Origin of the sequence: Phenylobacterium sp., from assembly GCF_016124325.1 — a bacterium.
Lineage (GTDB): Bacteria > Pseudomonadota > Alphaproteobacteria > Caulobacterales > Caulobacteraceae > Phenylobacterium.
The window spans coordinates 17,868-42,992 of the sequence record NZ_WGNY01000039.1; the positions used below are offsets into that span (position 1 = coordinate 17,868).

Here is a 25,125-nt window from a genome sequence, read left to right on the forward strand (position 1 = left end):
GGTGTAACCCGCGCCGCCGCCCAATGTCACGGGCCGCTCCCCCACACCGGCGCCCAATTGCTGGGCAGCTACCCGTCGTGGGGCGCCCTGACGCCGAATTTCGAGGTTCGGCTTCCGGACGGGCCGTAAGCGTCCTACAGCTTCAGGCTTCGATCACAGGTGGAAGGGCGTGGATTCGATCGTGAGCGCCAGACGGGACGAGCCCAATGCGGCGGTGACGGCGGCGCCCGAGCGGCCCTACGATGAGATGCTCGCCCCGGGCGGCAAGGTGCACAAGCACTACGCAGCGCTGGACGCGCGCCTCGCGACGCTCACCCCCGACGAACTTGCCGAACGCCAGCGGACGCAGGAGCGCTTCTTCCTGCTGCAGGGCATCACCTTCACCGTCTACGGCGCGGAAAGTTCGACCGAGCGGATCATCCCCACCGACATCCTGCCGCGGATCATTCCCGGAGCCGAATGGGCGCGCATCGAGGCCGGCCTGACCCAGCGCCTGCAGGCGCTCAACATGTTCCTGGCCGACATCTACTCCGAACAGCAGATCCTGATGGACGGGGTCGTCCCCCGCGAGCTGGTGCTGCGCGCGCCCTCCTACCGGCGCGAGATGCAGAACCTCTACGTGCCGCACAAGGCCTACGCCAACGTCTGCGGCTCGGACCTGATCCGCCAGCCCGACGGCGGGTTCGCCGTGCTGGAGGACAATCTGCGCGTCCCCTCCGGCGTGTCCTACATGCTGGCCAACCGCGAGGCCTCCAAGCGGGTGTTCCCGGGCACCTTCCGCGCCTCGGGCGTGCGCTCGATCGACCGCTATCCCGACCTGCTGCTGACGACGCTGAAGAGCATGGCGGCCGACTGGCGGCCCAATCCGCAGGTCGCCGTCCTCACCCCCGGCGTCTACAACTCGGCCTACTACGAGCACGCCTACCTGGCGCGGCTGATGGGCGTGCCGCTGGTCGAGGGCCGCGACCTCGTCGTCCACGACAACATGGTCTACATGCGCACCACCACCGGCCTTCGGCGGATCGACGTGATCTACCGGCGCGTGGACGACGACTTCATCGACCCCCTCACCTTCCGCCGCGATTCCGCGCTGGGGGCCGCCGGGCTCTTCAACGCCTATCGCGCCGGCAATGTGATGATCTGCAACGCGCCGGGCACCGGCGTCGCCGACGACAAGGCGGTCTACGCCTATGTGCCCGAGATCATCCGCTACTACCTGGGCGAGGATCCGATCCTGCCCAACATCGAGACCTACCTCTGCCGCGAGCCGGCCCAGCTCAGCCACGTGATGGCCAACCTGGACAAGCTGGTGGTCAAGGCGGTGGGCGCCTCGGGCGGCTACGGCATGCTGGTGGGACCCCATTCCACCAAGGCCCAGCAGGCGGCCTTCGCCGATGCCCTCGCGGCCAATCCCGACAACTACATCGCCCAGCCGACGATCCAGCTTTCGACCGCGCCCTGCCTTATCGACCACGCGGTGGAGCCGCGGCACGTGGACCTGCGCCCGTTCGTGCTGTCGGGCGAGAAGATCGTCGTGACGCCCGGCGCGCTCACCCGCGTGGCCTTGCGCAAGGGCTCCCTGGTGGTGAACTCCAGCCAGGGCGGCGGGTCGAAGGACACCTGGGTGCTGTCGGAATCCAAGGGTGACCGGAAATGATGCTCGCCAAGATGCTTGAAGAAGGAGCGCGAGCATGATGCTCGCGCGCGTGGCCGACAGCCTCTACTGGATCGGGCGTTACGTGGAGCGGGCTGAGCACATGTGCCGCCTCTCCGACGTGATGCTCAACGCCACGCTCGACCGCACGGAGGCCGCAACCCAGGTGGCCCGGGTCGCGCTGGCCGCCGTCGGCGATCCCGACCCCTCCAAGGCCCAGGATCCCTACAACGCCGCCCGTGCGCTCGCCCTCGACCGCGATGACCACGGCTCGATCTTCTCGTCGATCGCCCGCGCCCGCGAGAACGCCCGCCAGGTGCGCGACCAGATCACCACCGAGACCTGGGAGCGGCTGAACCTCATCTATCTGCGGATGAGCGACCCGAACGTGTCGCGCGCCTTCGAGGACGGCTCGCAGCTGTTCCTGCACGACATCATCGCCGACCTGCACCTGTTCAAGGGCGCGGGCGAGGCCACCATGAGCCACGGCGAGGGCTGGAGCTTCCTCCTGCTCGGCGTCTATCTCGAGCGGGCCCAACTCATCGGCTCGCTGCTGGAGGTGGCGTTCGGCGAAGGGCGCCGGCGCAAGCCCATCGGCGACCACTTCGCCCTGACCGCCGTGCTGCGGATGGGCTGCGCGCTCGAACCCTACCTGCGGACCTACACGGCCGAGATGCATCCTCGCTACGCCCTGCAGTTCCTCATGCTGGACGACGACTTCCCGCGCTCGATGCGCTTCTGCACCCAGCAGATCGAGACTCACCTGCGGGCCATCGTCCGCCACGCCGGCGTCGCCGGCCGGGTGGGCCCCGACCGGCTGGCGGGCCGCTTGCGGGCGCGTCTCCAGTACGCCGACATCGAGGAACTGGAGAGCCAGGGCGCGAGCGCCTTCCTGAAAACCGTGCTGTCGGAATGCGCCGACATCCACCGCAGCCTCTACGACGCCTTCGTCGCCTACCCGCTCGAAGAGCGCCTTCCGGCCTAGAGAGGACCGATCCGCCCGTGCTGCTCGAGATCCGCCACGTCACCCAGTACCAATATGCGGTCCCCGTGCGCGAAAGCGTCATGGAGGTGTGGATGCAGCCACAGAAGGGCGTGCGGCAGCGGCTCGTCAGCTTCGACCTCGAGATCGACCCCGCCGCGCAGCTGTTCTCCTACGCCGACAGCTTCGGCAACGCCGTCTACCACTTCGACGTGCCCCAGCCGCACGACCGGCTGATCATCACCGCCCGCGCCGCCGTCGAGAGCCAGCCGCCGCCGCCCCTGCTCGACCGCCTGGACATGGGGGAATGGGACCGCCTGCGCTCGGAGTTCCTGCGGGGCGAGAACTTCGACTTCCTCAATCCGCACGGCTTCGCACGCGATTCGGAGGCCCTCCACCACTACACCGCCGAGCACGAGATCGACGCCCTGCGCAGCCGCGATCCGCTCACTGCGCTGAAGACGCTGAACACCAAGATCTACGAGTCCTTCGGCTACGAAGCCGGGGTCACCCGCGCCGACAGCCCCATCGACGACGTGCTGAAGGCCCGCAAGGGCGTCTGCCAGGACTTCGCCCACGTGATGATCGCCATCTGCCGCTCTTGGGGCATCCCCGCGCGCTATGTCTCGGGCTATCTCTTCACCGACAAGAAGCACGGCGACCGGTCCGACCCGGACGCCACCCATGCCTGGGTCGAGGTGTTCCTGCCCAGCCTGCGCTGGATCGGCTTCGACCCCACCAACAACACCGAGGCCACCGAACGGCACATCGCCTGCGCGGTCGGCCGCGACTATTCCGACGTGCCGCCGTCGCGCGGCGTCTACAAGGGCGAGGCCGAGAGCCAGCTCGCGGTCGGCGTTTCGGTGCGCAAGGCGCGCGCGGCGCTCAGCGAACCCGAATTCCTGCGCGTGTCAGGACCCTCGGCGCGGATCAGCCCGGGCGCGCGGCGCGTCCAATCCGCCGGCGCCGTCTACGAGCAGCAGCGCCTGCACCAGATGCAGCAGCAGCAACAGTAGCGAGGGCGCTGCAGCGGGAGAGCGCTCTTGCGATGGCGCTCTGACCCATCGTCCGGAATGGGGCCGAAAGCCGGCGCGCCGACGGGCCGTCGTAGCCCGCTGCAGCGGCTCGGGTATATCGTGCTATGATCTAACAGCAAGAGAAGTCGGTTGTAGGATTTGATTCCTACCACCATGGCGACCGGGCGAGGGGGGCGCGGCCGTTGGAAGACTTGATCCGGCGACGCATCGCGGCTCAGCCGAAAGGCCTGTTCGCCCAGTCGATGATCGCCCTGCTCTGCGTGGCGGGCGGCACGCTTGCCCGATTGGTCATCGCGATCTGGGTGCCCCAGGGCATCCCCTACATCACGCACTTCCCGGCGCTCTTCATCGCCGCGGTGCTCGGCGGCCTGCCCGCGGGGATCATCTGCCTCCTCGCCGCCACGGCGTCGGGCATGCTGTTCTTCATCGAGCCGATGGCCCTGCCCCCGCCCACCAGCGCCTGGACCAGCATGGCCGCGTTCCTCGCCTCGGGCGGCGCCATCGTCTGGCTCTGTGACCTCCTGGCCAAGTCGCTGCGCGACCTCGACACGGCCAACGGGCAGGAACGCCTGCTGGTGATGGAGCTGCAGCACCGGGTGAAGAACACACTCGCCATCGTACAAGCGATCTCCGCCCAGACTCTGCGCACCGCGCCCGACCTGGCCGCCTTCCGCGCGGCCTTCACCGACCGGCTGATCGCGCTGAGCCGCGCCCACAACCTGCTGAGCGAGTCGGGCTGGGCAGAGGTCACCCTCGACGCCCTGGCCGAACGGGTGCTTGAGCCGTTCGTCGCGTCCGGCGGCGGCCGCGTCCAGGCCGGCGGCGACGACCTGCGGCTTCCCTCGGAACTGGTCGTGGACATCGCACTGTGCCTGCACGAACTGGGCTCCAACGCCACCAAGCACGGCGCGCTCTCGACGCCGTCGGGCAAGGTCACCGTCAACTGGCGGCGGGTTCCGAACGGCCGCGCCGAACTCGTCTGGTTCGAGACCGGCGGGCCGACGGTGGAGCCGCCCACTCAGACCGGCTTCGGCTCCCGCATCCTCGAACGCGGCCTGACGCGCGGCGCGCATCCGGACGTGACGACCGAATATCGACCCCAGGGCCTCTACTGGCGCGCGGAGTTCGACGCGCCCTAGGATCGTGGTTCAATCAACCGCCCCACCGTCATCGCCCGGCTTGTCCGGGCGATCCATGAACACGGACACCGGGCGATTTGGCGGCGGCAGCGCATCATCCTGGCCTGCGCGCACGGTGTCCAGGGGTGGCCCGGGCAAGCCGGGCCATGACAATCCGTAATATTTTCAATCTATTGATCGGATCTTCAAGCCTAGGCGAACGCCGCTGCGATGGTCCGCACCGCCTCCTCGGCCTCGGCCCGGTCGGGCGCCTCGTTGGTGTCGTTGTAGCCGTAGGAGTCGTCGGCGCCGTACTTCTGCACGATCATCCCGTCGCGGCGCGAGACCGTGCCGACGCCATGGTACGAGACCCCGTAGGTCACCTCGGGCTGCGGGATCAGCCAGGCGAGCTGGCCGCGCACCGGGACGATCGACTCATCCTTCCACAGCGCCCGCGCGCCGTATCCCGGGCAGTTGATGATCACCTTCTGCGGCAGGTCGGCCAGTTCGGCCGGTGAGTGGAATTCGCGGGTCTCCCGCTTGCCGCCGGCCATCAGGAAATCGGCCATCAGCATGTGGCCGTACTCCATGATGTTGAACATCGGGATGGTGGCCTTGCGCGCGTAGCGCGGCTTGAAGGGCAGCGCGCCCGGCTCGATGCTCACCGACCGTGGGGTCAGGTCGCGGATGCGGTCGTTGAGCCGCACGAAGCCCAGCGGATCGGCCTCCGGCCCGTGCGGCGGCTCGTCGGAGAGCGCATAGCGGTCGGTCCACTCGACCGGCGCGTCGGCGAAACCCAGGTAGCGCTGGTGGATGCGGAACGAATTGCGCGCCATCTGCTCCCAGAAGGCCGGGAAGCCGGGGCCTGTCCCGCTCTCCAGCGCGATGCGCGAGTCCGGCGACCAGACCCCGGTCGCGCGCGACGAACGCACGTCGGGCATCCATTCCTTCGCGTAGACGGTCACCTTGGCGCCGGCGCGTTGGGCCAAGGTGGCCGCCGTGAGACCCAGGGCCCCGCCGCCAACCACCGCGATGTCGCGTTCGCCCCGCTCCAGCGCCGTCTTCACCGCGATCAGCCCCGAGCCCCACGAAAGCGACCAGCCGCTGCCGCCATGGCCGTAGTTGTGGACCACCAGCTTGTCGCCAACCATCTCGGTGTCCAGCCGGGGCCCGGCGGCCCGGAACGGCCGCAGGCAGACGGTGATGTCGATGATGCGGTCGATCTCGGCCTGGATCGGCGCCAGCGGGGGCGGCCGCAGGAAGCCCGGCCGCGACGGCGCGGCCTCGACCGTGGCGCAGCCGCCCACCAGCCCCATGCCGCCCAGGGCGGCCGTTCGTTGAAGGAATGCCCGGCGGTCGGCCCGCCCTACGCTCGACATCGACATGCGCTCTCCCAGCTTGCGCGCCGATGCTTTCCCGGCGGGCGCGGGCCGCGCAAGCGGCAAGGCCCGGGCGCCGCGCCTAAAGCTTGGGGCGGTCGGCCAGTTCGGCGCCGGTGATCTGGTAGTGCACAAGTTCGGCGATATTGGTGGCGTGGTCGCCGATGCGCTCGAGGTTCTTGGCGATGAACAGCAGGTGCGTCGAGTCGTTGACCGAGCCCGGATCGCTCGCCATCTGCCCCACGATCTCGCGCAGCACGCTGTCGTGCTGTTCGTCGATCTCGGTGTCGTTCAGCCACACCTTGTAGGCCGCCTGGGCGTCGTCGCTCCGATAGGCGTCCACCACCGCCGCGAGTCGCTCCACGGCCAGCTGGCCCAACTCGGCGATGGGGCCGCTCTGGCTCTCGGCGGCCGGATGGTCCATGCGGCCCACACGCTTGCCGATGTTCTTGGCGAGGTCGCCGCAGCGTTCGAGCTGCATGGCGATCTTCATGGCCGCGATCGGCCGGCGCAGGTCGTCCGCCACCGGCGAATGCAGTGCGATGAAGCGGACCGCGCGCTTCTCGATCTCGGCGTCCTGCAGGTCGAGCGCGTCGTCGCCGCGCACCACCTTGGCCGCAGCGGCGAGGTCGTGGCGAAGGAATACGTCCAGCGAGGCCTTCACCTGCGCCACCGCCAGATCGCCCATCGCCGCCAGGTCGTGGGCCAGCGCGTCGAGGTCCTCGTCGACCGCCTTGAGGGTATGGGGCATGCGGACTCCTAGCCGAACCGGCCGGTGATGTAGTCACGCGCCCGGCTGGTGACCGGGCTGGTGAAGAGCTGCTCGGTCTCGCCGAACTCGATCAGCCGGCCCAGGTACATGAACCCGGTATGATCCGACAGGCGCGCGGCCTGGCCCATGTTGTGGGTCACGATCACGATCGTGTAGTCGCGCTTGAGCTCGGAGATCGTCTCCTCCAGCCGCGCCGTCGAAATCGGGTCCAGCGCCGAGGCCGGCTCGTCGAGCAGCAGCACCTCGGGCCGCACGGCGATGCCACGGGCCACGCACAGGCGCTGCTGCTGACCGCCCGAGAGGCTCAGGCCGGATTCCCGCAGCTTGTCCTTCACCTCGTCCCAGAGCGCGGCGCGGCGGAGCGATTCCTCGACGCGGTTCGTGAGGTCGGCGCGCGAAAGCTTCTCGTAGAGGCGGACCCCGTAGGCCACGTTGTCGAAGATCGACATCGGGAACGGCGTCGGCTTCTGGAACACCATGCCCACGCGCGCGCGCAAGGCCGCCACGTCGACCCGCGGCCCCAGGACGTCCTCGCCGTCCAGCAGCACCTGGCCCTTGGCGCGCTGGCCCGGATAGAGGCTGTAGATGCGGTTGAGCGTGCGCAACAGGGTGGACTTGCCGCAGCCCGACGGGCCGATCAGGGCGGTCACGGCGTTGGCGGCGAACGAGACGTTGACCCCGAACAGCGCCTGTTTCGACCCGTAGAAGAAGTCGAGATCCCGGATGGCGAGCTTCACCACCTCGGGCGGGAGGTCGAGGACCGCCGTCTCGGGCTGGGTTTCAAGCTGGGCGTTCATGAGGGGCGGGACTCCCGGGCGAACAGTCGGGCCACGATCGTGACCGTCAGCACCGTGGCGGCGATGAGGAGAGCGCCGGCCCAGGCCAACCTGCGCCAGTCATCGTAAGCGCTCAGGGCGAAGTTGAATATCACCACCGGCAGGTTGGCCGTTGGCCGGGTCAGGTCGAGGTTGAGGAACTGGTTATTCAGCGCCGTGAACAGCAGCGGCGCGGTCTCGCCGCTGATGCGCGCGAAGGCCAGCAGCGCGCCGGTCAGCATGCCCGCGCGAGCCGCCTTCCAGACCACGTGGAGGATGGTGCGCCACACCGGAGCGCCCAGCGCCACCGAGGCCTCTCGCAGAGCCGCCGGCTGGAGGCGCAGGACGTCCTCAGTGGTGCGGGTGATCACCGGGGCCGCGATCAGCGCCAGCGCCGCCGCCCCGGCGAAGCCGGAGAAGCCCTTCAGCGGCGCGACCAGGATCTCGTAGACGAACAGGCCCACCAGGATCGACGGCGCCGAAAGCAGCACGTCGTTCAGGAAGCGCACCACCTTGCCGTAGCGGCTGTCCCGCGCGTACTCGGCCAGCCAGGTTCCGGCCAGCACGCCCACGACGACGGCGCCCAGCATGGCGACGGCGCACATCATCACCGAGCCCAGGATCGCGTTGAGCAGGCCGCCCGTCGAGCCGGGCGCCGGCGTCGACTTGGTGAAGACGTCGAGGTTCAGGCCGCCCAGGCCCTGCCGGAGCAGCGACCACAGGATGGCGGCCAGGGCCAGGATGGCGAGCCCGGTGGCCAGCCAGCAGAAACCCAGGAAGCCGTACTCCGCCAGGCGGCGCGACAGCCGCGGTGCGCCGGGAGCGATCATGCGTGCGCCTGCCTTCCGATCAGCAGCCGGGCGAGCGCCAGGACCACGAAGGTGATGACGAAGAGCACGAGGCCCAGGGCGATGAGCGAGGCGGTGTGCAGCTCGCCCGTCGCCTCGGCGAATTCGTTGGCGATGGTCGAGGCGATCGTCGAGCCCGAGGCGAACAGCGAGCTCGGGAACCCGTGGGCGTTTCCGATGATGAAGGTGACCGCCATGGTCTCGCCCAGCGCGCGGCCCAGGCCCAGCATGATCGCGCCGATCGCGCCGGTCCGCACATAAGGCAGGCTGACCTTTCGGATCACCTCGAAGGTGGTCGACCCCAGGCCATAGGCGCTCTCGCGCACCTGCGGCGGAATGGTGAGCAGCAGTTCGCGCAGCGTCGCGGCGATGAAGGGCAGGATCATGATCGCCAGGATCACCGAGGCCGAGAAGATCCCGGCCCCGTTGGGCACGCCGGCGGTGACCTTCTCCCAGAGGCTGCCCGGCGCCGCCGCGGTCATCAGCGGGATCTGGACGTGCTTGGCGAACCAGGGGGCGAAGACGAACAGGCCCCACATGCCGTAGACGATCGACGGGATGCCGGCGAGCAGCTCCACCGCCGTGCCGATCGGCCGCCGCAGCGGCGTCGGGCAAAGCTCCACGAGGAAGATCGCCACGCCCAGCGCCAGCGGCAGCGCCAGGGCCAGCGCGAGCGCCGAGGTCACCAGCGTGCCGACCATGGCGCCGGCGGAGCCGTAGACCTCGGTGACCGGATTCCATTCGGCGCTGACGAAGAACCGGACGCCGAAGGTGGACAGCGCGGGCCACCCGCCGATGACGAGTGAGACCACGAGCCCGCCCAGGGCGGCCAGCAGGAACGTCGCCGCGCCGAAGCACAGGGCCTCGAAGGCCCTGTCCAAGGCGGCGCCCCGGGCCGACCTGGGCGGCGCCGGCGCCGGAGCGTCGGCGGCCAGGGTCATTGAGCGGCCGGCGTGTAGACCGGCTTGCCGTCGGGGCCGACGATCGCCGACCAGCTCGCCCGCACGCGGTCCTTCAGCGAGGCCGGGAGCGGCACGTAGTCCAGTTCGATCGCCGCGGGGTCGCCGGTGGCGTAGGCGTGGTCGAAGAAGCCCAGCACCGTCTTGGCCGTGGCCGCGTCGGCCTGCTGCTTGTGCATCAGGATGAAGGTGGCGCCGGTGATCGGCCAGGCGTTGTCGCCCGGCTGGTTGAGCAGCAGCAGGTAGAAGCCCGGAGCCTTGTCCCAGTCGGCGCCGGCGGCGGCGGCGGCGAAGGTCTCGGCCGTCGGGGCCACAAAGGCGCCGGAGGCGTTCTTCAGCGACACGGCCGACATGGCGTTCTGCTTGGCGTAGGCGTACTCGACATAGCCGATGGAGCCCGGGGTCTGCTTCACGTAGCCCGCCACGCCGTCGTTGCCCTTGCCGCCCTGCCCGGTCGGCCAGGCGACGGAGTCGCTGGCGCCGACGCTCGACCACTGCGGCGCGGCGGCGGCCAGATAGCTGGTGAACAGGGAGCTGGTGCCCGAGCCGTCCGAACGGTGGACCACGGTGATCGGCAGGTTCGGCAGCTTCACGTCGGGGTTCAGCGCCTTGATCGCCGGGTCGGACCACTTGGTGACCTTGCCCAGGAAGATGTCGGCCAGCAGCGTCCCGGTCATCTTGATCTGACCCGTGGCCACGCCTTCCAGATTGACCACCGGAACCACGCCGCCCATGACGGTCGGAAACTGCACCAGACCCGCCTCGTCCAGTTCCTCGGGCTTCAGCGGCTTGTCGCTGGCGCCGAAGGCCACGGTCTTGGCCTTGATCTGCTTGATGCCCCCACCCGAGCCGATGGCCTGGTAGTTGAGCGCCACGCCGGTCTCGGCCTTCTGGGCCTCGGCCCACTTGGCGTAGAGCGGAGCGGGGAAGGTCGCGCCTGCGCCCGAGATCTGGGCGGCCGGGGCGGACTTCGCCCCCTCGCCCGCCGTGTCGGACTTGCTGCAGGCGGCGAGCGCGAGGCAGGCGACGACGCCCACCATGAGCCTACGGATCATTGCGATCTCCTTGTTGGTGATCTTGCGTCTAGGAGTGTCGTGCGACAGTTCGGCGACGGTTGCGTGAAGGTTCGATGACAGCCTTCATGGAACGCCTGCCGACCGTCACCAGCGGAACTGACCGAACAGCCCGACTTCGTCGTACGTCCCGCCGGCGACGCCGCCGATCGCGCCGTTCGAGGTCGAGATCAGGCCGTTGTCGACCTTGTCGCGTTTGTAGACAAGCGCGAGGTCCACGATCTTCGCCGGCTCGTAGTTCAGGCCGAGGTTGAAGTAGCTGTCCTTGCGCCCCGGAACGGTGTCGCGGGCCGTGCGCACCCGGTCGTAGCGCCCGAAGGCGGCGACCTGCGGCGTGATGTTGAACGATCCGAACAGCGAATAGCCATCGGACTTGTCGCCCGCCACGGTCGTCACGTTGTTCCAGTTGCGGGCGGCGAAGTACTCCGCGCCGACCCGGAAGCGGTCGGTCCGGTAGGCGGCGATGGCGTCGAGCCGTTCGGCGCGGTGGTAGGTGACGACGCCCTGCTTGTCCTTGCCCAGCTTGCCGGTGTAGCCGCCGACGCCGAACGTGAAGTGGTCGACGGTGGTGCTCAGCCGCCCTTCGAAGTCGACGCTCTTCGAGCGCGTCGGGCTCTTGTAGCCGGCGCCGTTGATGGCCGAGACGGCGTAGTCGACCATCCCCAGCTTGCCGAAGGCGTGCACGCCCCAGTCGGCGGAGGTCCCGAACTTGTCGCGATCGGCCACGGTGTTCTCGACGAATCGGTAGCCGTAGACGTCCTCGGCGAACGGCACCCACGGCAGGTCGGCCGAGCCCAGCCGGACCGTGAGCGCATCGGCCACCTTGGCCTGGAGATAGGCCTTCTTGATGTAGACCTGCGTCAGCCCCTCGGCGTCGTTGTACTGCACGTCGGTGGTGACGTTCGCCGAGAAGGTGTCGTCGAACCTGTGGTCGACGCCCACGTAGAAGCGCTTGATGTCGAAGCCCGTCCCGCTGGGGGCGACGTTGGCGCCGTCGCGCTCGACGTCGACGTGGCTCAGGTCGAAGTACATCCGCCCGCTGACCTTGGTGGCGCTGGTCCAGTCGGGCTTCGGCGCCTGTTCGGCCACGGCGGTCTTCACCTGGGCCGGGATGGTCTCGATCTGCGCCGCCGCCTTCGCCTGGGCCACCTTGGCCGCGGCGTCCGCTTCGGCGGCCTGGCGCTCCAGGGCCTGCTGCCGCTGTTCCTGGGCCGCGAGCCGCTCGGTGAGCGCCTGCACCTGGGCCTTCAGGGTCTCGATCTCGGCGGCCTGGCGCTCGGCTTCGGCGGCGGACTCGCGCGGCGCCGGGGACGCCGCCTCGGCGCAATGCCCACTCGCCAGCACGACGCTCGCCGCGGCGCCGGCGAGCAGCGACAGTCTCAGTTTCATGTCGAATCCTCCGCGCGTCGCGCTCAGCGGCGCGAACGGTGGCGGTCTTAAGAATCTTCGGTGACAGTCCCGCGCATGTTTGATGACAGTTACATGTCAGTCCGCCCCCGGTCCGGTCTGGACCGGCGCGAGCCGCGCTTTCCCGCATGACGCGGAAGCGTCACGGGCCCGACATCTGCGTCCAGTAGAAACGACGGCAGTAACCCCTCGCGTATCTCTCCACGTCGGCCGACCCGATGGCCGTTTCAGCCGCGACCGCCCCCACGGTCGCGGCTGCTTTTTTGGAAGATCGCGGTGGCGTCCGGGGCCGTTGGCCGAGGACATGAGCGCGCCGGCGCCGCGCTAGGAGCTGTCCTCCCCCTCCCCGGCCGGCAGGTCGCGGATGCGGCGCTTGATCCCGAAGGGGCTGGGCTCGGCCAGCCGCGGACGCTCGGCGAGCCGGCGCACGCGGCCCTCGGCCAGTTCGGCGAGGATGGCCTCGGCGCGGTCGGTGGCGGCCTCGGACATGATCGCGAGGGGAACACGCCGGTGCGTCAGGTTCGAACGTCGCGGGGGGATGGAACCCCGAAAAACACGAAAGGCCACGAAAGGGGGGGAACCACGGATTGCACGGATGACACGGATTGGGGCCTGCGCTGCCCCTCCCCCAGCGATGTCATCCCGGTTTCGGCCCCCGGGTCCGGCCGGACGGCCGGCCCGAGGACAGGCTCCGCTCGAAGACCGGGACCCCAAAGCGTGGCGTCGGACGAGGATGCGGGGCGTCGCCGCCATGGCGACCTACGGAGTCAGACGCTCTGAGGTCCCGGTCTTCCGCGCAGCGCGCGGAAACCGGGATGACATGGTGGAGCGGGCGGCGCCCGCATCCGTGAAATCGGTGAAATCCGTGGTCTGAACGATCGCCGCTACGCAGCGCGGAAACCGGGACGCCATCGTGGAGCAGGCGGCGCCGGCATCCGTGAAATCGGTGAAATCCGTGGTTCGGCGGATCGCCGCCGCAGGGCCCGCGGCCGGCCTACCGGACGGTGTCGGCGACGCGCTGGCGGCGGTTGAGGCTGCGGATGCAGGCGCGCAGCAGGGCGGCGCGCTCGGGCGCGATGCCGTGACAGGCCAGCTCGCGGCGGGCGCCTTCCAGCGCCTCGCCGTGGTGACGGACCCCGAGGCTCCACACTTCGGCGCGGACTTCGGCGGGGCTGGGCGAACGGCGCCGCGCGGCCCAGGCGGCGAAGGACATGGCGCTCATCGGCCGCTCCTCCCGCCGCCGGTGCTGCGGCTGTCGTTGAGCGGCGGCGCGGCGCCGCGCGGCGTCGAGGGCCCGCTGGAGCGCGGGTCGGTGAGGTCGCGGCGCAGCGGCTGGGGATTGGCGGGAACGTAGGCTGTCATACGGGGGGACCCTTTCGGGGTTCAGAGGACGGTCGCCGAAACGCCGTCCATGAGGCGGTTGAGATGGTCGGCCAGGGCCTCGGCCTCGGTCGCCGAGACGCCGGGGCGCAGGTGGACCGCCACCAGGGCGGCCGTGGGGCACGACGGGCCCACGCCCTGGGGCTCGAACACGAGGTGGGGCGGACGCCCGGCCGGCGTCTGGACCGTGCAATGGTGGTGCGGGCCGGCGCGCGGCGGAACCGCGTGAAGCGTGGCGCCTCCGCGACCGGCGGCGGCGCGGGATTGGGACATGTTGTAGCCGTGACGCGCCGCGCCGGGAGCCGATCGACCGCTTGATTTCGCGGCACGCTTCCGACGGCGCGTGTCCAACATAGGGCGCCGGGGCCCCAAAAGCCAGGACGGCGGCCCCGGGGACCAGACCCCGAGGGGCGCGAAGGGCGCGAAAGGACCCGTGGGAGCCCTCCATGTCGTCCCGCCTTGGCCGCATGGCGGCGCCGGCAGCCGACCTAGAGCGCGTTAGGCGAGAGTGTGAGCGGTTTCGCCGCTCGAACGCGCTCCATACTTTTGAATCTCGAGCACGATTCAGCGGTCAGGTGATTCCACCTGACCCCATCGTGCCCTAGGCGGCGAGGGCCGGCTTTCCGGCGGGCAGCGACGCCGGCAGCGCCTTTCGGACCTCGAGCCAGGAGACGATCTCGAGCGCCCCGTCGAACCGCTCGACCACGGCGGTGCAGCTCTCGACCCAGTCGCCGTCGTTGACGTAGGCCACGCCGCCGATGTCGCGCATCTCGGCCTTGTGGATATGGCCGCAGATCACGCCCTGGACGCCGCGCCGGCGCGCTTCCTCGGCCATGGCGGCCTCGAACTTGTCGATGAAGGCGACGGCGTCCTTCACCTTGTGCTTCAGGAACGCCGACAGGCTCCAGTAGCCCAGGCCCAGCATCCGCCGCGCGTGGTTGAACTGGGTGTTGAGGGCCAGCAGCGCGCGGTAGCTCCAGTCGCCCAGGAACGCCAGCCACTTGGCGTGCTGCACCACGCCGTCGAACTCGTCGCCATGGGTCACGAGATAGCGCTTGCCGTCGGCGGCCTCATGGATCGCGTCGCGCGCCACCACCACCCCGCCGAAGTGGACGCCGCAGAAATCGCGGATGCGGTCGTCGTGGTTGCCGGGGATGTAGACGACGCGGACCCCCTTGCGCGCCATGCGCAGGATCTTCTGGACCACGTCGTTGTGCGCCTGGGGCCAGAACCAGCCGCTCTTCATCTTCCAGCCGTCGACGATATCGCCCACGAGGTAGAGCGTCTCGCAGTCCAGCTCGCGGATGAACTCCAGGAGCAGGTCGGCCTGGCAGCCGCGCGTGCCCAGGTGGATGTCCGAGATGAACGCCGCCCGGCAGCGGATCGCGGGCGCAGTCTCCAGCATCGCAGCCCCCAACGGCATGGTCGTAAGTCCGGCTAGAGCGAGTCCGTGACAGGCGCGTGACGCCGCGCCTCAGCCGTCCAGGTCGAGGGCGTAGCCCGCCGAGCGGACGGTCCGGATCAGGTCGGGCGCGCCGGGCTGGCGCAGCGCCTTGCGCAGGCGCCCGACGTGGACGTCGACGGTGCGCACCTCGACGTAGGTGTTGGCGCCCCACACCGCGTCCAGCAGCCGCTCGCGGCTGAACACGCGGCCGGGCCGCTGCATGAGGAAGTCGAGCAGGCGGTACTCGGTGGGCCCGAGGTGGACATCCTTGCCGCCGCGGGTCACGCGGTGACGGCCGCGGTCCAGCACGAGGTCGGCGTATTCGAGGCGCTCTTCCACCAGCTCGGGCCGCGTGCGGCGCAGCAGCGCACGGATGCGGGCCACCAGTTCGCTCATCGAGAACGGCTTGACCACGTAGTCGTCGGCGCCGGTGTCGAGGCCGCGGATCTTGTCGCCTTCCTCGCCGCGGGCGGTGAGCATCAGGATCGGGGTGCGGCGCGTCTCGACGCCCGCGCGGAGCTGGCGGCAGACCTCCACGCCCGACACCTTGGGCAGCATCCAGTCGAGGATCACCAGGTCGGGCGCCTCCTCGGCCACCTTCAGCAGCGCCTCCTCGCCGTCGGCGGCGCGCTCGACCCGGAAGCCTTCCTTGACGAGGTTGTAGTCGAGGAGGGTCGCCAAGGCGTCCTCATCCTCGACCACGAGAACGTACGGGGTCACGGCTGGTTGGTCTCCGTTTCGACGTCCGGAAGGCTCAGCTTGGGCCGCTCGCCCGTGAGTTCCTGCCCGGTCATCTGGAAGTGCAGGATCTCGGCGATGTTGGTGGCGTGGTCGCCAATGCGCTCGAGGTTCTTGGCGATGAACAGCAGGTGCGCCCCGGCGGCCACGGCGTTGGGGCTGTTGGACATCAGCGAGAGCAGCTCGCGGAACAGGCTCTCGTAGTGCTCGTCGACCTCGCCGTCGCGCCGCCAGACGTCGAGCGCCGGCTCGACGTCGCCGGCCGCGTAGGCGTCCAGCACCTCGCGCAGCCGCGACGACACCAGACGGCCCATGCGCTCGATCGCGCCGGTGAGCGGCAGCAGCGGCTCGCTCGCCGACAGCACCAGGCTGCGCTTGGCGATGTTGCGCGCCAGGTCGCCGCAGCGTTCGAGGTTCATGGCCAGCTTCAGCGTCGAGATCGACCGACGCAGGTCGGCCTCGCCCGGATGATGCTCGCTGATCAGGGCGATGGCCCGCCGCTCAACCTCGCTCTGCAAGGTGTCGAGCCGCAGGTCGCGGACGATGAGGGCCTGGGCCAACGGCACGTCGCGACGAACGACGGCGTCCACGGCGTCCATGACCTGGGCTTCGGCCAGCCCACCCATCCGAATGACTTCGGCGACGAGCTGCCTCAGCTCCGCCTGCATGGAACGTGTCACTTATGCCCTCTCGATGCGCGCGGAAACTAATGCGGAGAGGTGACACATTTGCGACAGTCAGGCGGGTGGCGGCAACGCGGGCAGATAGACGCTGAACGTGCTGCCCTCCCCCTCGGCGCTCTCCACCACGAACCCGCCCCGGTGGCGGTTGACGACGTGCTTGACGATCGCCAGCCCCAGGCCGGTGCCGCCGCTGCGCTGGCCCTCGACCCGGTAGAATCGTTCGGACAGCCGCGGCAGGTGCTGGCGGGCGATGCCGGGCCCCTCGTCCGTCACCCGCAGCACCACATAGGCGCTGGCCTCGGCGCTGTCGGGCGACAGCAGCGAAAGCCCGACGCCCGGCCGGCTTGGCGCCCGCGCGGCCTCCAGCGACGGCGCCGGCTGCAGCAGGATCCGCACGACGCCGCCCCGCGGCGTGTACTTCACCGCGTTGTCCACCAGGTTCTGGATCACCTGCACCAGCTGGTCGCGATCTCCGACCACCGAGGTCGCGCCGGGTTCGACATTGGTCGCGATCGAGACGCCGCGCTCCTCCGTCAACGGGCGCATGGCGTCGGAGACGTCCTGGACGGTGCGCGCCAGGTCCACCTTTCCGGACGGCGCGATGTGCTCGTTCAGCTCGATGCGGCTGAGCGAGAGCAGGTCGTCGACCAGCCGGGCCATGCGCGTGGCCTGCTGGGCCATGATGCCCAGGAACTTGTCGCGGGCGCCGGGGTCGTCCTTGGCGTGGGTGCGCAGGGTCTCGACGAAGCCGGCGAGCGAAGCCAGCGGCGTCCGCAGCTCGTGGCTGGCGTTGGCGAGGAAGTCGGCGCGCATGCGCTCGGTGCGCCGCGCGTCGGTCTCGTCGCGCAGCACGACGACGAGCTGGCGCGCGCCGTCGCCGTCCAGCCCGAGCGGCCGGGCGAACGCGCGCCAGAAGCGCGGCTGCACCCCGATGGTCTCGAAGGCCACCTCGGCCGGCGCCGAGGTCGCCAGCGCCCCCTCGATCGCCTCCAGCACCTCGGGGCGGCGCAGCGCCGCGCCCAGCGGCGCGCCGGCCAGTTCGATGCGGAACACCTCGCGGGCGGCCTGGTTGCCGTAGGCGATCTCGGGCGTCTCGCCCTCCCCGCCCCGCACCAGGATCACCGGTTCGGGCAGGAGTTCGAGGATCAGTTGCGCCGCGGGCCCGGCGCCGTGCTTGGCGAGGACCTCCGACATCGGCCTATCCCACCGGCACGCCGAGCTGGCGGGCGGCCTCGCGCAGCGCCTGCTGGTCGCCGGGCGAACCGGCGAAGGCGCGGTTGGCGTCGCGGTAGGCGGCCGCGGCCTGGTCGGCCTGGCCCAGCACCATCCGCGCGCGAATCAGCCGCTCCCAGCCGTCGCGGTCGCGGGGGTTCTGCTTCAGGCGTTCGGCGAGGCCGTTGACCATGCCCTCGATCATCGCCTGGCGGTCGCCGGGGTTCATCTGCTGGGCGGCGGCCACCTGGTCGGCGTTGGGTCCGCGCGGGGCCTGGGATGGCGACGCCTGGGCCACAGCCGCCGGCGGCAGCCTGCCCGTCAGGTCGACATTGCGCTCCCGGGCCACGCGCTCGACGAACTCGCGCACCTGGCCCGCCCACTCCGCGTCGGGCGGCGCGGACTTGATCAGCGCGATCCAGTCGTTCATCGCCGCGTCGTGCTCGCCGCGCTGGTCCTTGGCCACCGCCAGGTAGTAGCTGGCCCGCGGATCGGCGGGATCGGCCGCCACCGCGCGCTTGAAGATGTCCTCGGCCTTGGGCGTCACCTGGCCGTCGGCGGCCAGCACGGTGGCCTCGCCCTGCGCCGAGAGGTAGTCGGCGTTCTTCGGATCGAGCGCGGCGGCCTTGCCATAGGCCTCGGCGGCGTCGGCGTTGCGGCCGGTCTGCAGGTACGACCAGCCCAGCATCCGCCAGCCTTCGGCGTTGTTGGGCTGCTGCCGCATCTGGGCTTCGAGCTGGGCGATCATCGCCGACACGTCGGCCTGCGGATGGCCCCCGGCGGCCGCCGATTCCGCCGCGGACGCCGCCGCCGGGGTGGTCGGGCTGGCCTTCACGTCGGGACGGCCGATCTTCAGGTAGAGCCCCGTGCCGGCCAGGGCCACGATGGCCGCCACGCCCAGCGCGGTATAGACCAGGGTCCGGTCGCTCAGCGGGCGCGAGGCCGCCTCGGGCCGCCGGCCCTCGGCCAGGACCCGGCGCTTCAGGTCGCTCTTCAGGGCCTCGGCCTCGGGCTCCTCCAGCACGCCGGTGGCGGCCTGGGCCTCGATCTCGCCGAGCTGGTCCTTGAGCACGCCCAGGGTCTCGTTCTGCGCCCGTCCCGCCGCGGCGGCGTCGCGCCGGCGCACGAGCGGAATGGCGAGCCCCACGGCGGCCAGCGTCGTCATGAGGGTCAGGATCATCCAGAGCATTCAGCTCGCCTCGTCGGTCTTCATGAGCTCGGCGAATTCGGCCTCTTCGGCGGCGCTCAGCGCCGACGCCCGGCGCGGCGAGCGACCCCGGACATAGACGAACGCGGCGGCTCCGCCCACCAGCAACAGCGCCAGCGGCCCGAACCACAGGAACATGGTGTCGGCGCGCAGCGGCGGGCGCAGCTCCACGAAGCTGCCGTAGCGCGCCACCAGATACGCCACCGCCTCGTCGTCGGTGTCGCCCGCCGCGATCCGCTCGCGCAGGATCACCCGCAGGTCGTGGGCCAGGGCGGCGTCGGAATCGTCGATGGTCTGGTTCTGGCAGACCACGCAGCGCAGCTCGCGGCTGAGCTTGGCGGCGCGCGCCTCCAGCTTGGGGTCGGCGAGCTGCTCGTCGGGGTTCACGGCGCGCGCGGGTCCGGCCAGGACCATCAGCGCCAGGGCGATGCCGGCGATCCGCCTCATGATTCGGCCTGCAGCTTCTTCATGAGCGGTCCGATCTTGCGGTCCCAATCCTCGGGCGTGATCGCCCCCACGTGCCGATAGCGGACAACGCCGCGCTTATCGACGACGAACGTCTCGGGCACCGCCGAAACCCCCATGTCGATCCCCGTGCGCCCGCTGCGGTCGTCGCCCACATGGATGTAGGGATCGCCGCGCATCTCCAGCCACTGGTAGCCGGGGCCGGTCTCGTTCTCCTTCCAGTCGACGCCATGGATCGGCACGCCCTCGGCGCGCAGGCGCATCAGCATCGGATGCTCCACGCGGCAGGCCACGCACCACGAGGCGTAGAAGTTGACCAGGGCCGGCTCGCCCTTCAGGTCGGCCGTCGCGAAGCCGGGGCCGTCCGGCCGCACGGGCGGCAGGTCGAACTGCGGCACCGGCTTGCCGATCATCATCGAGGGCAACAGCGTCGGATCGCGGTGCAGCCCCGCGAAGAAGACGCCGATCAGCACGACGAAGCCCACGATCGGGGCCAGGAACAGGATACGCTTCATTATTCAGCGGCCACCGGCTGGACCTTGATCGCGGGCTTCACCGCCGCGCCGAGGCGCAGGCGGCGATCGCTGAGCGAGACGAAGCCGCCCAGCGCCATGGTGAAGCCGCCCAGCCAGATCCAGATGATCAGCGGGTGGTTCCACATGCGCACCACGAGGCCGGAGGGCGATTCCTCGCCGACCGAGACGTAGAGGTTGCCCAGCGGCCCGACGCGGATGCCCGCCTCGGTCGTCTGCGACTGGGCCGTCGGGTAGAAGCGCCGCTCGCTCTCCAGGATGTAGGGCGCGCCCTGCCCCTCGACCCGGAAGCGCGCCTGGCGCGCCTGGTAGTTGGGCCCCTGGACGTTATCCAGCGCCTCCAGCGTCAGCGTGCGCCCGGCGAAGGCGACCGTGTCGCCCGGATGCATGCTCAGCACCTTGTCGCTTTCCCAGGCGGTGACGCCGGTGATTCCCAGGGTCAGCAGCCCGAGGCCCGCGTGCGCGAGCGTGAGGCCCACGATGGCCCGCGGCGTCGTGCGGATCGCCCGGCCCAGATAGGCGCGCTGCGCCCACCAGCGGCGCCCGAGGATCGCCGCGGAGCCGGCCAGCAGCCAGGCCGCGACCGCCAGGCCGCCCGCCGTGACCGCGCCCTTCACGCCGCCGAGCGCCAGCGCCGCCAGCAGCGCCACGCCCGCGATCGCCGCCGGAATCCGCAGCCGCATCAGCACGGCGCGAAGGTTGTCGCGCTTCCAGTTCAGCATCGGCCCGAACACCACCAGCGCCAGCAGCGGGATCGCGATCGGAGCGAAGACGCGGGCGTAGTACGGCGGGCCGACCGATATCTTGTCGCCGTTGGCCATCTCGATGAACACCGGGCTGAACGTCCCGGCGAAGACCGTGGCGCAGAGCACCGCCAGCAGCACGTTGTTGAGCACGATGCCGCCCTCTCGCGAGATTCCCTGGAACAGGGCGCCCGCATGCAGCGCCGGCGCGCGCCAGGCGTAGAGCGCCAGCGACAGGCCGGTCGTGGCCCCGATGATTCCCAGGATGTAGACGCCGCGGCGCGGGTCCACGGCGAAGGCGTGGACGCTGGTCAGGATGCCCGAGCGCACGAGGAAGGTGCCCACCAGGCTGAGCGAGAAGGTGAGGATGGCCAGCAGGATCGTCCAGCTCACCAATGCCCCGCGGCGCTCCAGCACCAGCGCCGAGTGCAGCAGGGCGGTGCCCAGCAGCCACGGCATCAGCGAGGCGTTCTCGACCGGGTCCCAGAACCACCAGCCGCCCCAGCCGAGTTCGTAATAGGCCCAGGCGCTGCCCAGGGTGATTCCACAGGTCAGCGGGATCCAGGCGGCCAGGACCCAGGGGCGCACCCAGCGCGCCCAGGCCGCGTCCACCCGGCCCTCGATCAGCGCCGCGACCGCGAAACAGAAGGCGATCGAGAAGCCGACGTAGCCCAGGTAGAGCAGCGGCGGGTGGAACACGAGGCCCGGATCCTGCAGCAGCGGGTTCAGCTCCATGCCGTCCGGCGGCGCCGGGTCGAGGCGCAGGAACGGGTTCGAGGTGAAGATCAGGAAGCCCAGGAACGCCGTGGCGATGACGCCCTGCACCCCCAGCACCCGGGCCCTCAGCGTCTCGCGCAGCGTGCCGTTGAAGAACGCCACGCCCCCGCCGTAGATCGCCAGGATCAGCACCCACAGCAGCATGGAGCCCTCGTGGCTGCCCCAGGTGGCGGCGAAGCGGTAGGGCAACGGCTGGGTGGTGTGGCTGTGCTGGGCGACCAGCGCCACCGAGAAATCACAGGTCACATAGGCATAAGCCAGGCAACCGAACGCCAGGATCACGAACGCCGCCTGCAGCAGCGTGGCCCGTCGACCCAGCGCCATCAGGGCGGCATCGCCCCTGTGCGCGCCCAACAGCGGCGCGACCGACTGGACGAGCGCCAGCAGCAGCGCGAGGATCAACGCGAATTGGCCGACTTCCGCCGACATGGACTTTTTGCTCCCTTCGACCCGCGGCGCGTGGTAGCGCGTTCAGCGAAGATCGGGAATGCTACAGTGCCAGACAGGAGCGTGAAGACTTAGTCGGTGCGGCCAATGGCCGGGGGTACTGGGGGCGTTGGGGTATGGCGGAAACCTACAAGATCGCGATCGTCGGATCGGGTCCTGCCGGGATGAGCGCGGCGGCGCACGCGGCGAAGAAGGGCGTCTCGCACGTCCTTCTGGAGAAGACCGACCACCTGTCCGACACCATCTTCCGCTACCAGAAGGGCAAGCACGTGATGGCGACGCCCAACGTGCTGGTCCTGCGCGCCGACTGCGAGTTCGACGCCGGCAAGCGCGAGAAAATCCTCGAGCAGTGGGACGCTGACGTCAAAGCCGCGGGCGTGAACGTCCGCTTCAAGGCCGAGGTCAAGGCGATCACCGGCGAGCAAGGCGCCTTCACCCTGGACCTGGGCAAGGGCGGCACGATCCAGGCCGAGAACGTGATCCTGGCCATCGGCACCCAGGGCAACCCCAACCTGATGCGCTGCGAGGGCGCCAGCCTGCCGCACGTGCAGTACCAGCTCGACGATCCGGGCGAGTACACCGACGAGCACATCTTCGTCATCGGGTCCGGCGACGCGGGAATCGAGAACGCCCTGGGCCTCGCCGCCGACGCGGGCCAAGGCAACACGGTCACCATCCTGAACCGCTCGGCCGACTTCGCCCGCGCCAAGAAGGCGAACGTCGACAACCTCATGGCCGCCCGCGACGCCGGACGCATGACGGTGATGACCGAGACCACCCCCAGCCTCGTCGAAGAGGGCTGGGTCACCGTCGATACGCCCCAGGGCTCGTCCCGCTATCGCTGCGACCGGATCATCGCGCGGATGGGCGCCTCGCCGCCGCGCAAGTTCGTGGAGAGCTGCGGCGTCACCTTCGCCAGCGAGCAGCCGTCGGCCTTCCCGACCCTGTCGCCGACGTTCGAGACCACCAAACCGGGCATCTATGTGATCGGGGCGCTCGCCGGCTATCCCCTGATCAAGCACTGCATGAACCAGGGCTTCGACGTCGTTGAATTCATTCTGGGCGTCACCGACCTGGAACCGGCCGACGAACCGCTCCTGAAGGAGAAGCTCAAGGGCCTGCCGGGCAATCGCAGCGTGTCGGAATGGCTGGAGTTCCTCCGCAGCAACGTGGAGATCCTGAACGGCCTGTCGCCGCTGCAGATGCGGGAGTTCCTCCTCGACTCCGAGGTGCGCGCTTACCGGGCCGGCGAACCCTGCTTCATCCGCAACGAACAGGGTTCGTCGCTGTTCGGCATCGCCTCCGGCTCGGTGAAGGTGGAGGTCGACCCCGCCAATCCGAACATCACCGTGCCGATCGGCCAGGGCTCGATCTTCGGCGAGGTGGGCCTGATCTCCGGCCGCCGCCGTGGCGCGACCATCCGCGCGGCCGAGCCCACCATCTGCATCGAAATCCCGCGCATGGCGGCCCTGAAGCTGATGGCCCAGGTGCCCGAGGCCCGCGACACCGTGAACCGCATCACCACCGAGCGGCAGGTGCTGCAGATCTTCAAGTCGGGCCTGACGCCGGAAGACATCCGCGACGTGCTGGCGGGCTCGGAGGTGATGGACGTCAAGCCCGGCCAGCCGATCATCAGCGAAGGCGACCTGTCGGACGACCTCTACATCATCCGCTCGGGCTCAATGATCGTGGAGAAGGACATCGGCGGGAAGCCGGTGTTCATGAACTACGTGCCCGCCGGCTCGTACTCGGGCGAGATGGCGATGATCGAGCGGTCCCCTCGGGTCGCCACCGTCAAGGCCGCCATCCGCTCGCAGGTGGTCAAGCTGCCGGCCGAGCCGTTCCGCGCCCTGCTCGCCCGCAAGCCCGAGCTGGCCGCGCGGATGCAGGCCGAGATGAAGGCGCGGCGCGAGATCAACGCCTTCATCGAGGAGCAGAAGGAGCAGTTCGGCGGCGCCGTCGACATGTACTCCTCGGTCGCCAACTTCCTCATCAAGCAGGGCATCGGCGAAGCCACCGACGTGCTGCTCATCGACGAGAGCCTGTGCGTCGGCTGCGACAACTGCGAGCGCGCCTGCGCCGACAGCCACGATGGCCTCTCGCGGCTGAACCGCGAAGCCGGAACCACCTTCGCCAACATCCACGTGCCGACGTCGTGCCGCCACTGCGAGCATCCGCACTGCATGAGCGACTGCCCGCCCAACGCCATCCGGCGCGGGCCCGACGGCGAGGTGTTCATCTCCGACACCTGCATCGGATGCGGCAACTGCCAGCGGGCGTGCCCGTACGGCGTGATCCAGATGGACAAGCCGCCGCCCAAGAAGCCCGGCCTGCTGTCATGGATGCTGTTCGGCGTCGGCCCGGGTCCCGGCCAGCCCGACTATGAATGGCGCAAGAAGGCCGCCAAGGCCGGCGGGGCCGAGAGCCCGAAGCTCGCCATCAAATGCGACATGTGCTCCGGCAAGTCCGGCGGGCCGGCCTGCGTGCGGGCCTGCCCCACCGGCGCCGCGATCCGCGTCTCGCCCGACGCCTTCCTGTCGGTGGCCCGCGTCGACAAGGTGGTGGCCCGGCCGTGACCCAGATCGGAGCGCACACCGAACGGGTCCGGCAGCGGACCCACGAAGGCTTTCTTCGCCACCACGGGTTCCGCTACGCCCAGATCGCCACCGGGCTGTGCGTCGCGGCCGTGGGCGTCTACTTCGTGACGGCGGCGCGGCTGCACGAGCCGCCCAGCGGCGGAAGCTGGCTGGGCTACACCCTGGGAACCATCAGCGCCGGCCTGATCGTCTGGCTGGCCTTCCTGGGCGTGCGCAAGCGCGTGATCACCGAGGGCCACTATTCGCTCAAGGCCTGGGTTTCGGCCCACGTCTACCTGGGCCTGTCGCTGGTGGTGCTGGCGACGCTGCACACCGGCTTCCAGTTCGGCTGGAACATCCACACCCTGGCCTACGCCCTGATGATGCTGGTGATCGCCTCGGGCGCGCTCGGCATCTGGGCCTACGCCACCCTCCCCCAGCGGCTGCACGCCAACCGCGGCGAGATCACGCGGCGCCAGATGCTGGACGCGCTGGAGCGGCTGGACGCCCAGCTCCGCGACGTGGCCCAGCCCCTCGACCGCGCGGGCGCGGCGGTGGTCCGCCTCTCGGTCGAGGACACCGAGCTGGGCGGCGGCTTCCTGCGCCGGCTGACCAACAACCACGGCGACGACGCCAACCAGCGGGCGCTCAAGGCGCTGCGCAACCTGCCGCCGCCGGCCGGAGAACGGCAGGCCGAGGCCCTGGCGAAGATCGAGGAGCTGCTGCGCCAGAAGGCCGACGTCCTCTCGCTGGCGCGCCGGCAGATGCAGATCACAGCCATGCTCGAGGGCTGGCTGTTCATCCACATCCCCGCGACCTTCGCCCTGCTGGCGGCGCTGACCGCGCACATCGTCAGCGTCTTCGCATACTGGTGAT

At 70.0% G+C, this 25,125-nt stretch carries 25 protein-coding genes; 6 read left to right on the forward strand and 19 right to left on the reverse strand.

Annotation, left to right across the window (positions count from 1 at the left end; genetic code table 11):
- Positions 1-247 precede the first annotated feature (247 nt).
- From GC203_RS20250 to GC203_RS20265, 4 genes are all read left to right on the forward strand, one after another.
- Positions 248-1,657, forward strand: coding sequence for a circularly permuted type 2 ATP-grasp protein (locus tag GC203_RS20250; protein ID WP_366502134.1), 1,410 nt, complete (start codon positions 248-250; stop codon positions 1,655-1,657).
- A gap of 34 nt (positions 1,658-1,691) precedes the next feature.
- The gene (locus GC203_RS20255; RefSeq protein WP_293458350.1) at positions 1,692-2,639 is read left to right on the forward strand and encodes an alpha-E domain-containing protein; all 948 of its coding nucleotides are present in this window, start codon (positions 1,692-1,694) and stop codon (positions 2,637-2,639) included.
- A 17-nt stretch (positions 2,640-2,656) separates the two neighbouring features.
- Entirely contained in the window at positions 2,657-3,652 is a 996-nt protein-coding gene (locus tag GC203_RS20260) for a transglutaminase family protein (protein WP_293458351.1), read from the forward strand.
- 203 nt (positions 3,653-3,855) lie between these two features.
- The gene (locus tag GC203_RS20265; protein ID WP_293458352.1) at positions 3,856-4,812 is read left to right on the forward strand and encodes an HWE histidine kinase domain-containing protein; all 957 of its coding nucleotides are present in this window, start codon (positions 3,856-3,858) and stop codon (positions 4,810-4,812) included.
- 191 nt (positions 4,813-5,003) lie between these two features.
- On the opposite strand, the gene GC203_RS20270 is transcribed toward GC203_RS20265, so the two are convergent.
- The 19 genes from GC203_RS20270 to GC203_RS20360 form a co-directional block, all read right to left on the reverse strand.
- Positions 5,004-6,176, reverse strand: coding sequence for an FAD-dependent oxidoreductase (locus GC203_RS20270; RefSeq protein WP_293458353.1), 1,173 nt, complete (start codon positions 6,174-6,176; stop codon positions 5,004-5,006).
- 76 nt (positions 6,177-6,252) lie between these two features.
- Positions 6,253-6,921 (reverse strand): phosphate signaling complex protein PhoU, encoded by a 669-nt coding sequence (gene phoU, locus GC203_RS20275; RefSeq protein WP_293458354.1) that lies wholly within the window; start codon positions 6,919-6,921, stop codon positions 6,253-6,255.
- Positions 6,922-6,929: 8 nt separating this feature from the next.
- Positions 6,930-7,739: a phosphate ABC transporter ATP-binding protein PstB gene (gene pstB / locus GC203_RS20280; protein ID WP_293458355.1), complete on the reverse strand. Its 810-nt coding sequence runs from the start codon at positions 7,737-7,739 to the stop codon at positions 6,930-6,932.
- Positions 7,736-8,587: a phosphate ABC transporter permease PstA gene (gene pstA / locus GC203_RS20285; RefSeq protein ID WP_293458356.1), complete on the reverse strand. Its 852-nt coding sequence runs from the start codon at positions 8,585-8,587 to the stop codon at positions 7,736-7,738. Before pstA ends, pstB begins: the two co-directional genes overlap by 4 nt.
- Positions 8,584-9,546, reverse strand: coding sequence for a phosphate ABC transporter permease subunit PstC (gene pstC, locus GC203_RS20290; RefSeq protein ID WP_293458357.1), 963 nt, complete (start codon positions 9,544-9,546; stop codon positions 8,584-8,586). The genes pstA and pstC overlap by 4 nt, the downstream gene beginning before the upstream one ends.
- Complete coding sequence (gene pstS, locus GC203_RS20295) at positions 9,543-10,619, reverse strand: phosphate ABC transporter substrate-binding protein PstS (protein WP_293458358.1); 1,077 nt, start codon at positions 10,617-10,619, stop codon at positions 9,543-9,545. Before pstS ends, pstC begins: the two co-directional genes overlap by 4 nt.
- A gap of 105 nt (positions 10,620-10,724) precedes the next feature.
- A complete protein-coding gene (locus GC203_RS20300; RefSeq protein ID WP_293458359.1) occupies positions 10,725-12,026 on the reverse strand; it encodes a hypothetical protein in 1,302 nt (433 codons plus the stop codon).
- A gap of 342 nt (positions 12,027-12,368) precedes the next feature.
- The gene (locus tag GC203_RS20305) at positions 12,369-12,533 is read right to left on the reverse strand and encodes a hypothetical protein (RefSeq protein ID WP_293458361.1); all 165 of its coding nucleotides are present in this window, start codon (positions 12,531-12,533) and stop codon (positions 12,369-12,371) included.
- A gap of 505 nt (positions 12,534-13,038) precedes the next feature.
- Positions 13,039-13,266 carry a hypothetical protein gene (locus GC203_RS20310; protein ID WP_293458363.1) on the reverse strand — a complete coding sequence of 76 codons (228 nt, stop codon included), beginning with the start codon at positions 13,264-13,266 and terminating at the stop codon, positions 13,039-13,041.
- Entirely contained in the window at positions 13,263-13,406 is a 144-nt protein-coding gene (locus tag GC203_RS20315) for a hypothetical protein (protein WP_293458364.1), read from the reverse strand. The genes GC203_RS20310 and GC203_RS20315 overlap by 4 nt, the downstream gene beginning before the upstream one ends.
- A 21-nt stretch (positions 13,407-13,427) precedes the next feature.
- On the reverse strand, positions 13,428-13,697 hold the full coding sequence (locus GC203_RS20320) for a hypothetical protein (protein WP_293458365.1): 270 nt from the start codon (positions 13,695-13,697) through the stop codon (positions 13,428-13,430).
- 328 nt (positions 13,698-14,025) lie between these two features.
- Entirely contained in the window at positions 14,026-14,829 is an 804-nt protein-coding gene (locus tag GC203_RS20325; RefSeq protein WP_293458383.1) for a UDP-2,3-diacylglucosamine diphosphatase, read from the reverse strand.
- Positions 14,830-14,898: 69 nt separating this feature from the next.
- Positions 14,899-15,588, reverse strand: a complete 690-nt coding sequence (gene phoB / locus GC203_RS20330; protein ID WP_293458366.1) for a phosphate regulon transcriptional regulator PhoB — start codon at positions 15,586-15,588, stop codon at positions 14,899-14,901.
- Complete coding sequence (gene phoU / locus GC203_RS20335; protein ID WP_293458384.1) at positions 15,585-16,274, reverse strand: phosphate signaling complex protein PhoU; 690 nt, start codon at positions 16,272-16,274, stop codon at positions 15,585-15,587. The genes phoB and phoU (GC203_RS20335) overlap by 4 nt, the downstream gene beginning before the upstream one ends.
- 69 nt (positions 16,275-16,343) lie before the next feature.
- Positions 16,344-17,483, reverse strand: a complete 1,140-nt coding sequence (locus tag GC203_RS20340) for an ATP-binding protein (protein WP_293458367.1) — start codon at positions 17,481-17,483, stop codon at positions 16,344-16,346.
- A 4-nt stretch (positions 17,484-17,487) separates the two neighbouring features.
- Complete coding sequence (gene ccmI, locus GC203_RS20345; RefSeq protein ID WP_293458368.1) at positions 17,488-18,690, reverse strand: c-type cytochrome biogenesis protein CcmI; 1,203 nt, start codon at positions 18,688-18,690, stop codon at positions 17,488-17,490.
- Positions 18,691-19,155, reverse strand: a complete 465-nt coding sequence (locus GC203_RS20350) for a cytochrome c-type biogenesis protein (protein WP_293458369.1) — start codon at positions 19,153-19,155, stop codon at positions 18,691-18,693.
- A complete protein-coding gene (locus GC203_RS20355) occupies positions 19,152-19,688 on the reverse strand; it encodes a DsbE family thiol:disulfide interchange protein (protein WP_293458370.1) in 537 nt (178 codons plus the stop codon). Before GC203_RS20355 ends, GC203_RS20350 begins: the two co-directional genes overlap by 4 nt.
- A complete protein-coding gene (locus tag GC203_RS20360; protein WP_293458371.1) occupies positions 19,688-21,655 on the reverse strand; it encodes a heme lyase CcmF/NrfE family subunit in 1,968 nt (655 codons plus the stop codon). Before GC203_RS20360 ends, GC203_RS20355 begins: the two co-directional genes overlap by 1 nt.
- Before the next feature lie 134 nt (positions 21,656-21,789).
- Here GC203_RS20360 and GC203_RS20365 point away from each other — a divergent pair, with 134 nt between their 5' ends.
- Complete coding sequence (locus GC203_RS20365; protein ID WP_293458372.1) at positions 21,790-24,249, forward strand: cyclic nucleotide-binding domain-containing protein; 2,460 nt, start codon at positions 21,790-21,792, stop codon at positions 24,247-24,249.
- Positions 24,246-25,124 carry a hypothetical protein gene (locus tag GC203_RS20370; RefSeq protein ID WP_293458373.1) on the forward strand — a complete coding sequence of 293 codons (879 nt, stop codon included), beginning with the start codon at positions 24,246-24,248 and terminating at the stop codon, positions 25,122-25,124. The genes GC203_RS20365 and GC203_RS20370 overlap by 4 nt, the downstream gene beginning before the upstream one ends.
- The last annotated feature ends 1 nt before the right edge of the window (position 25,125 follow it).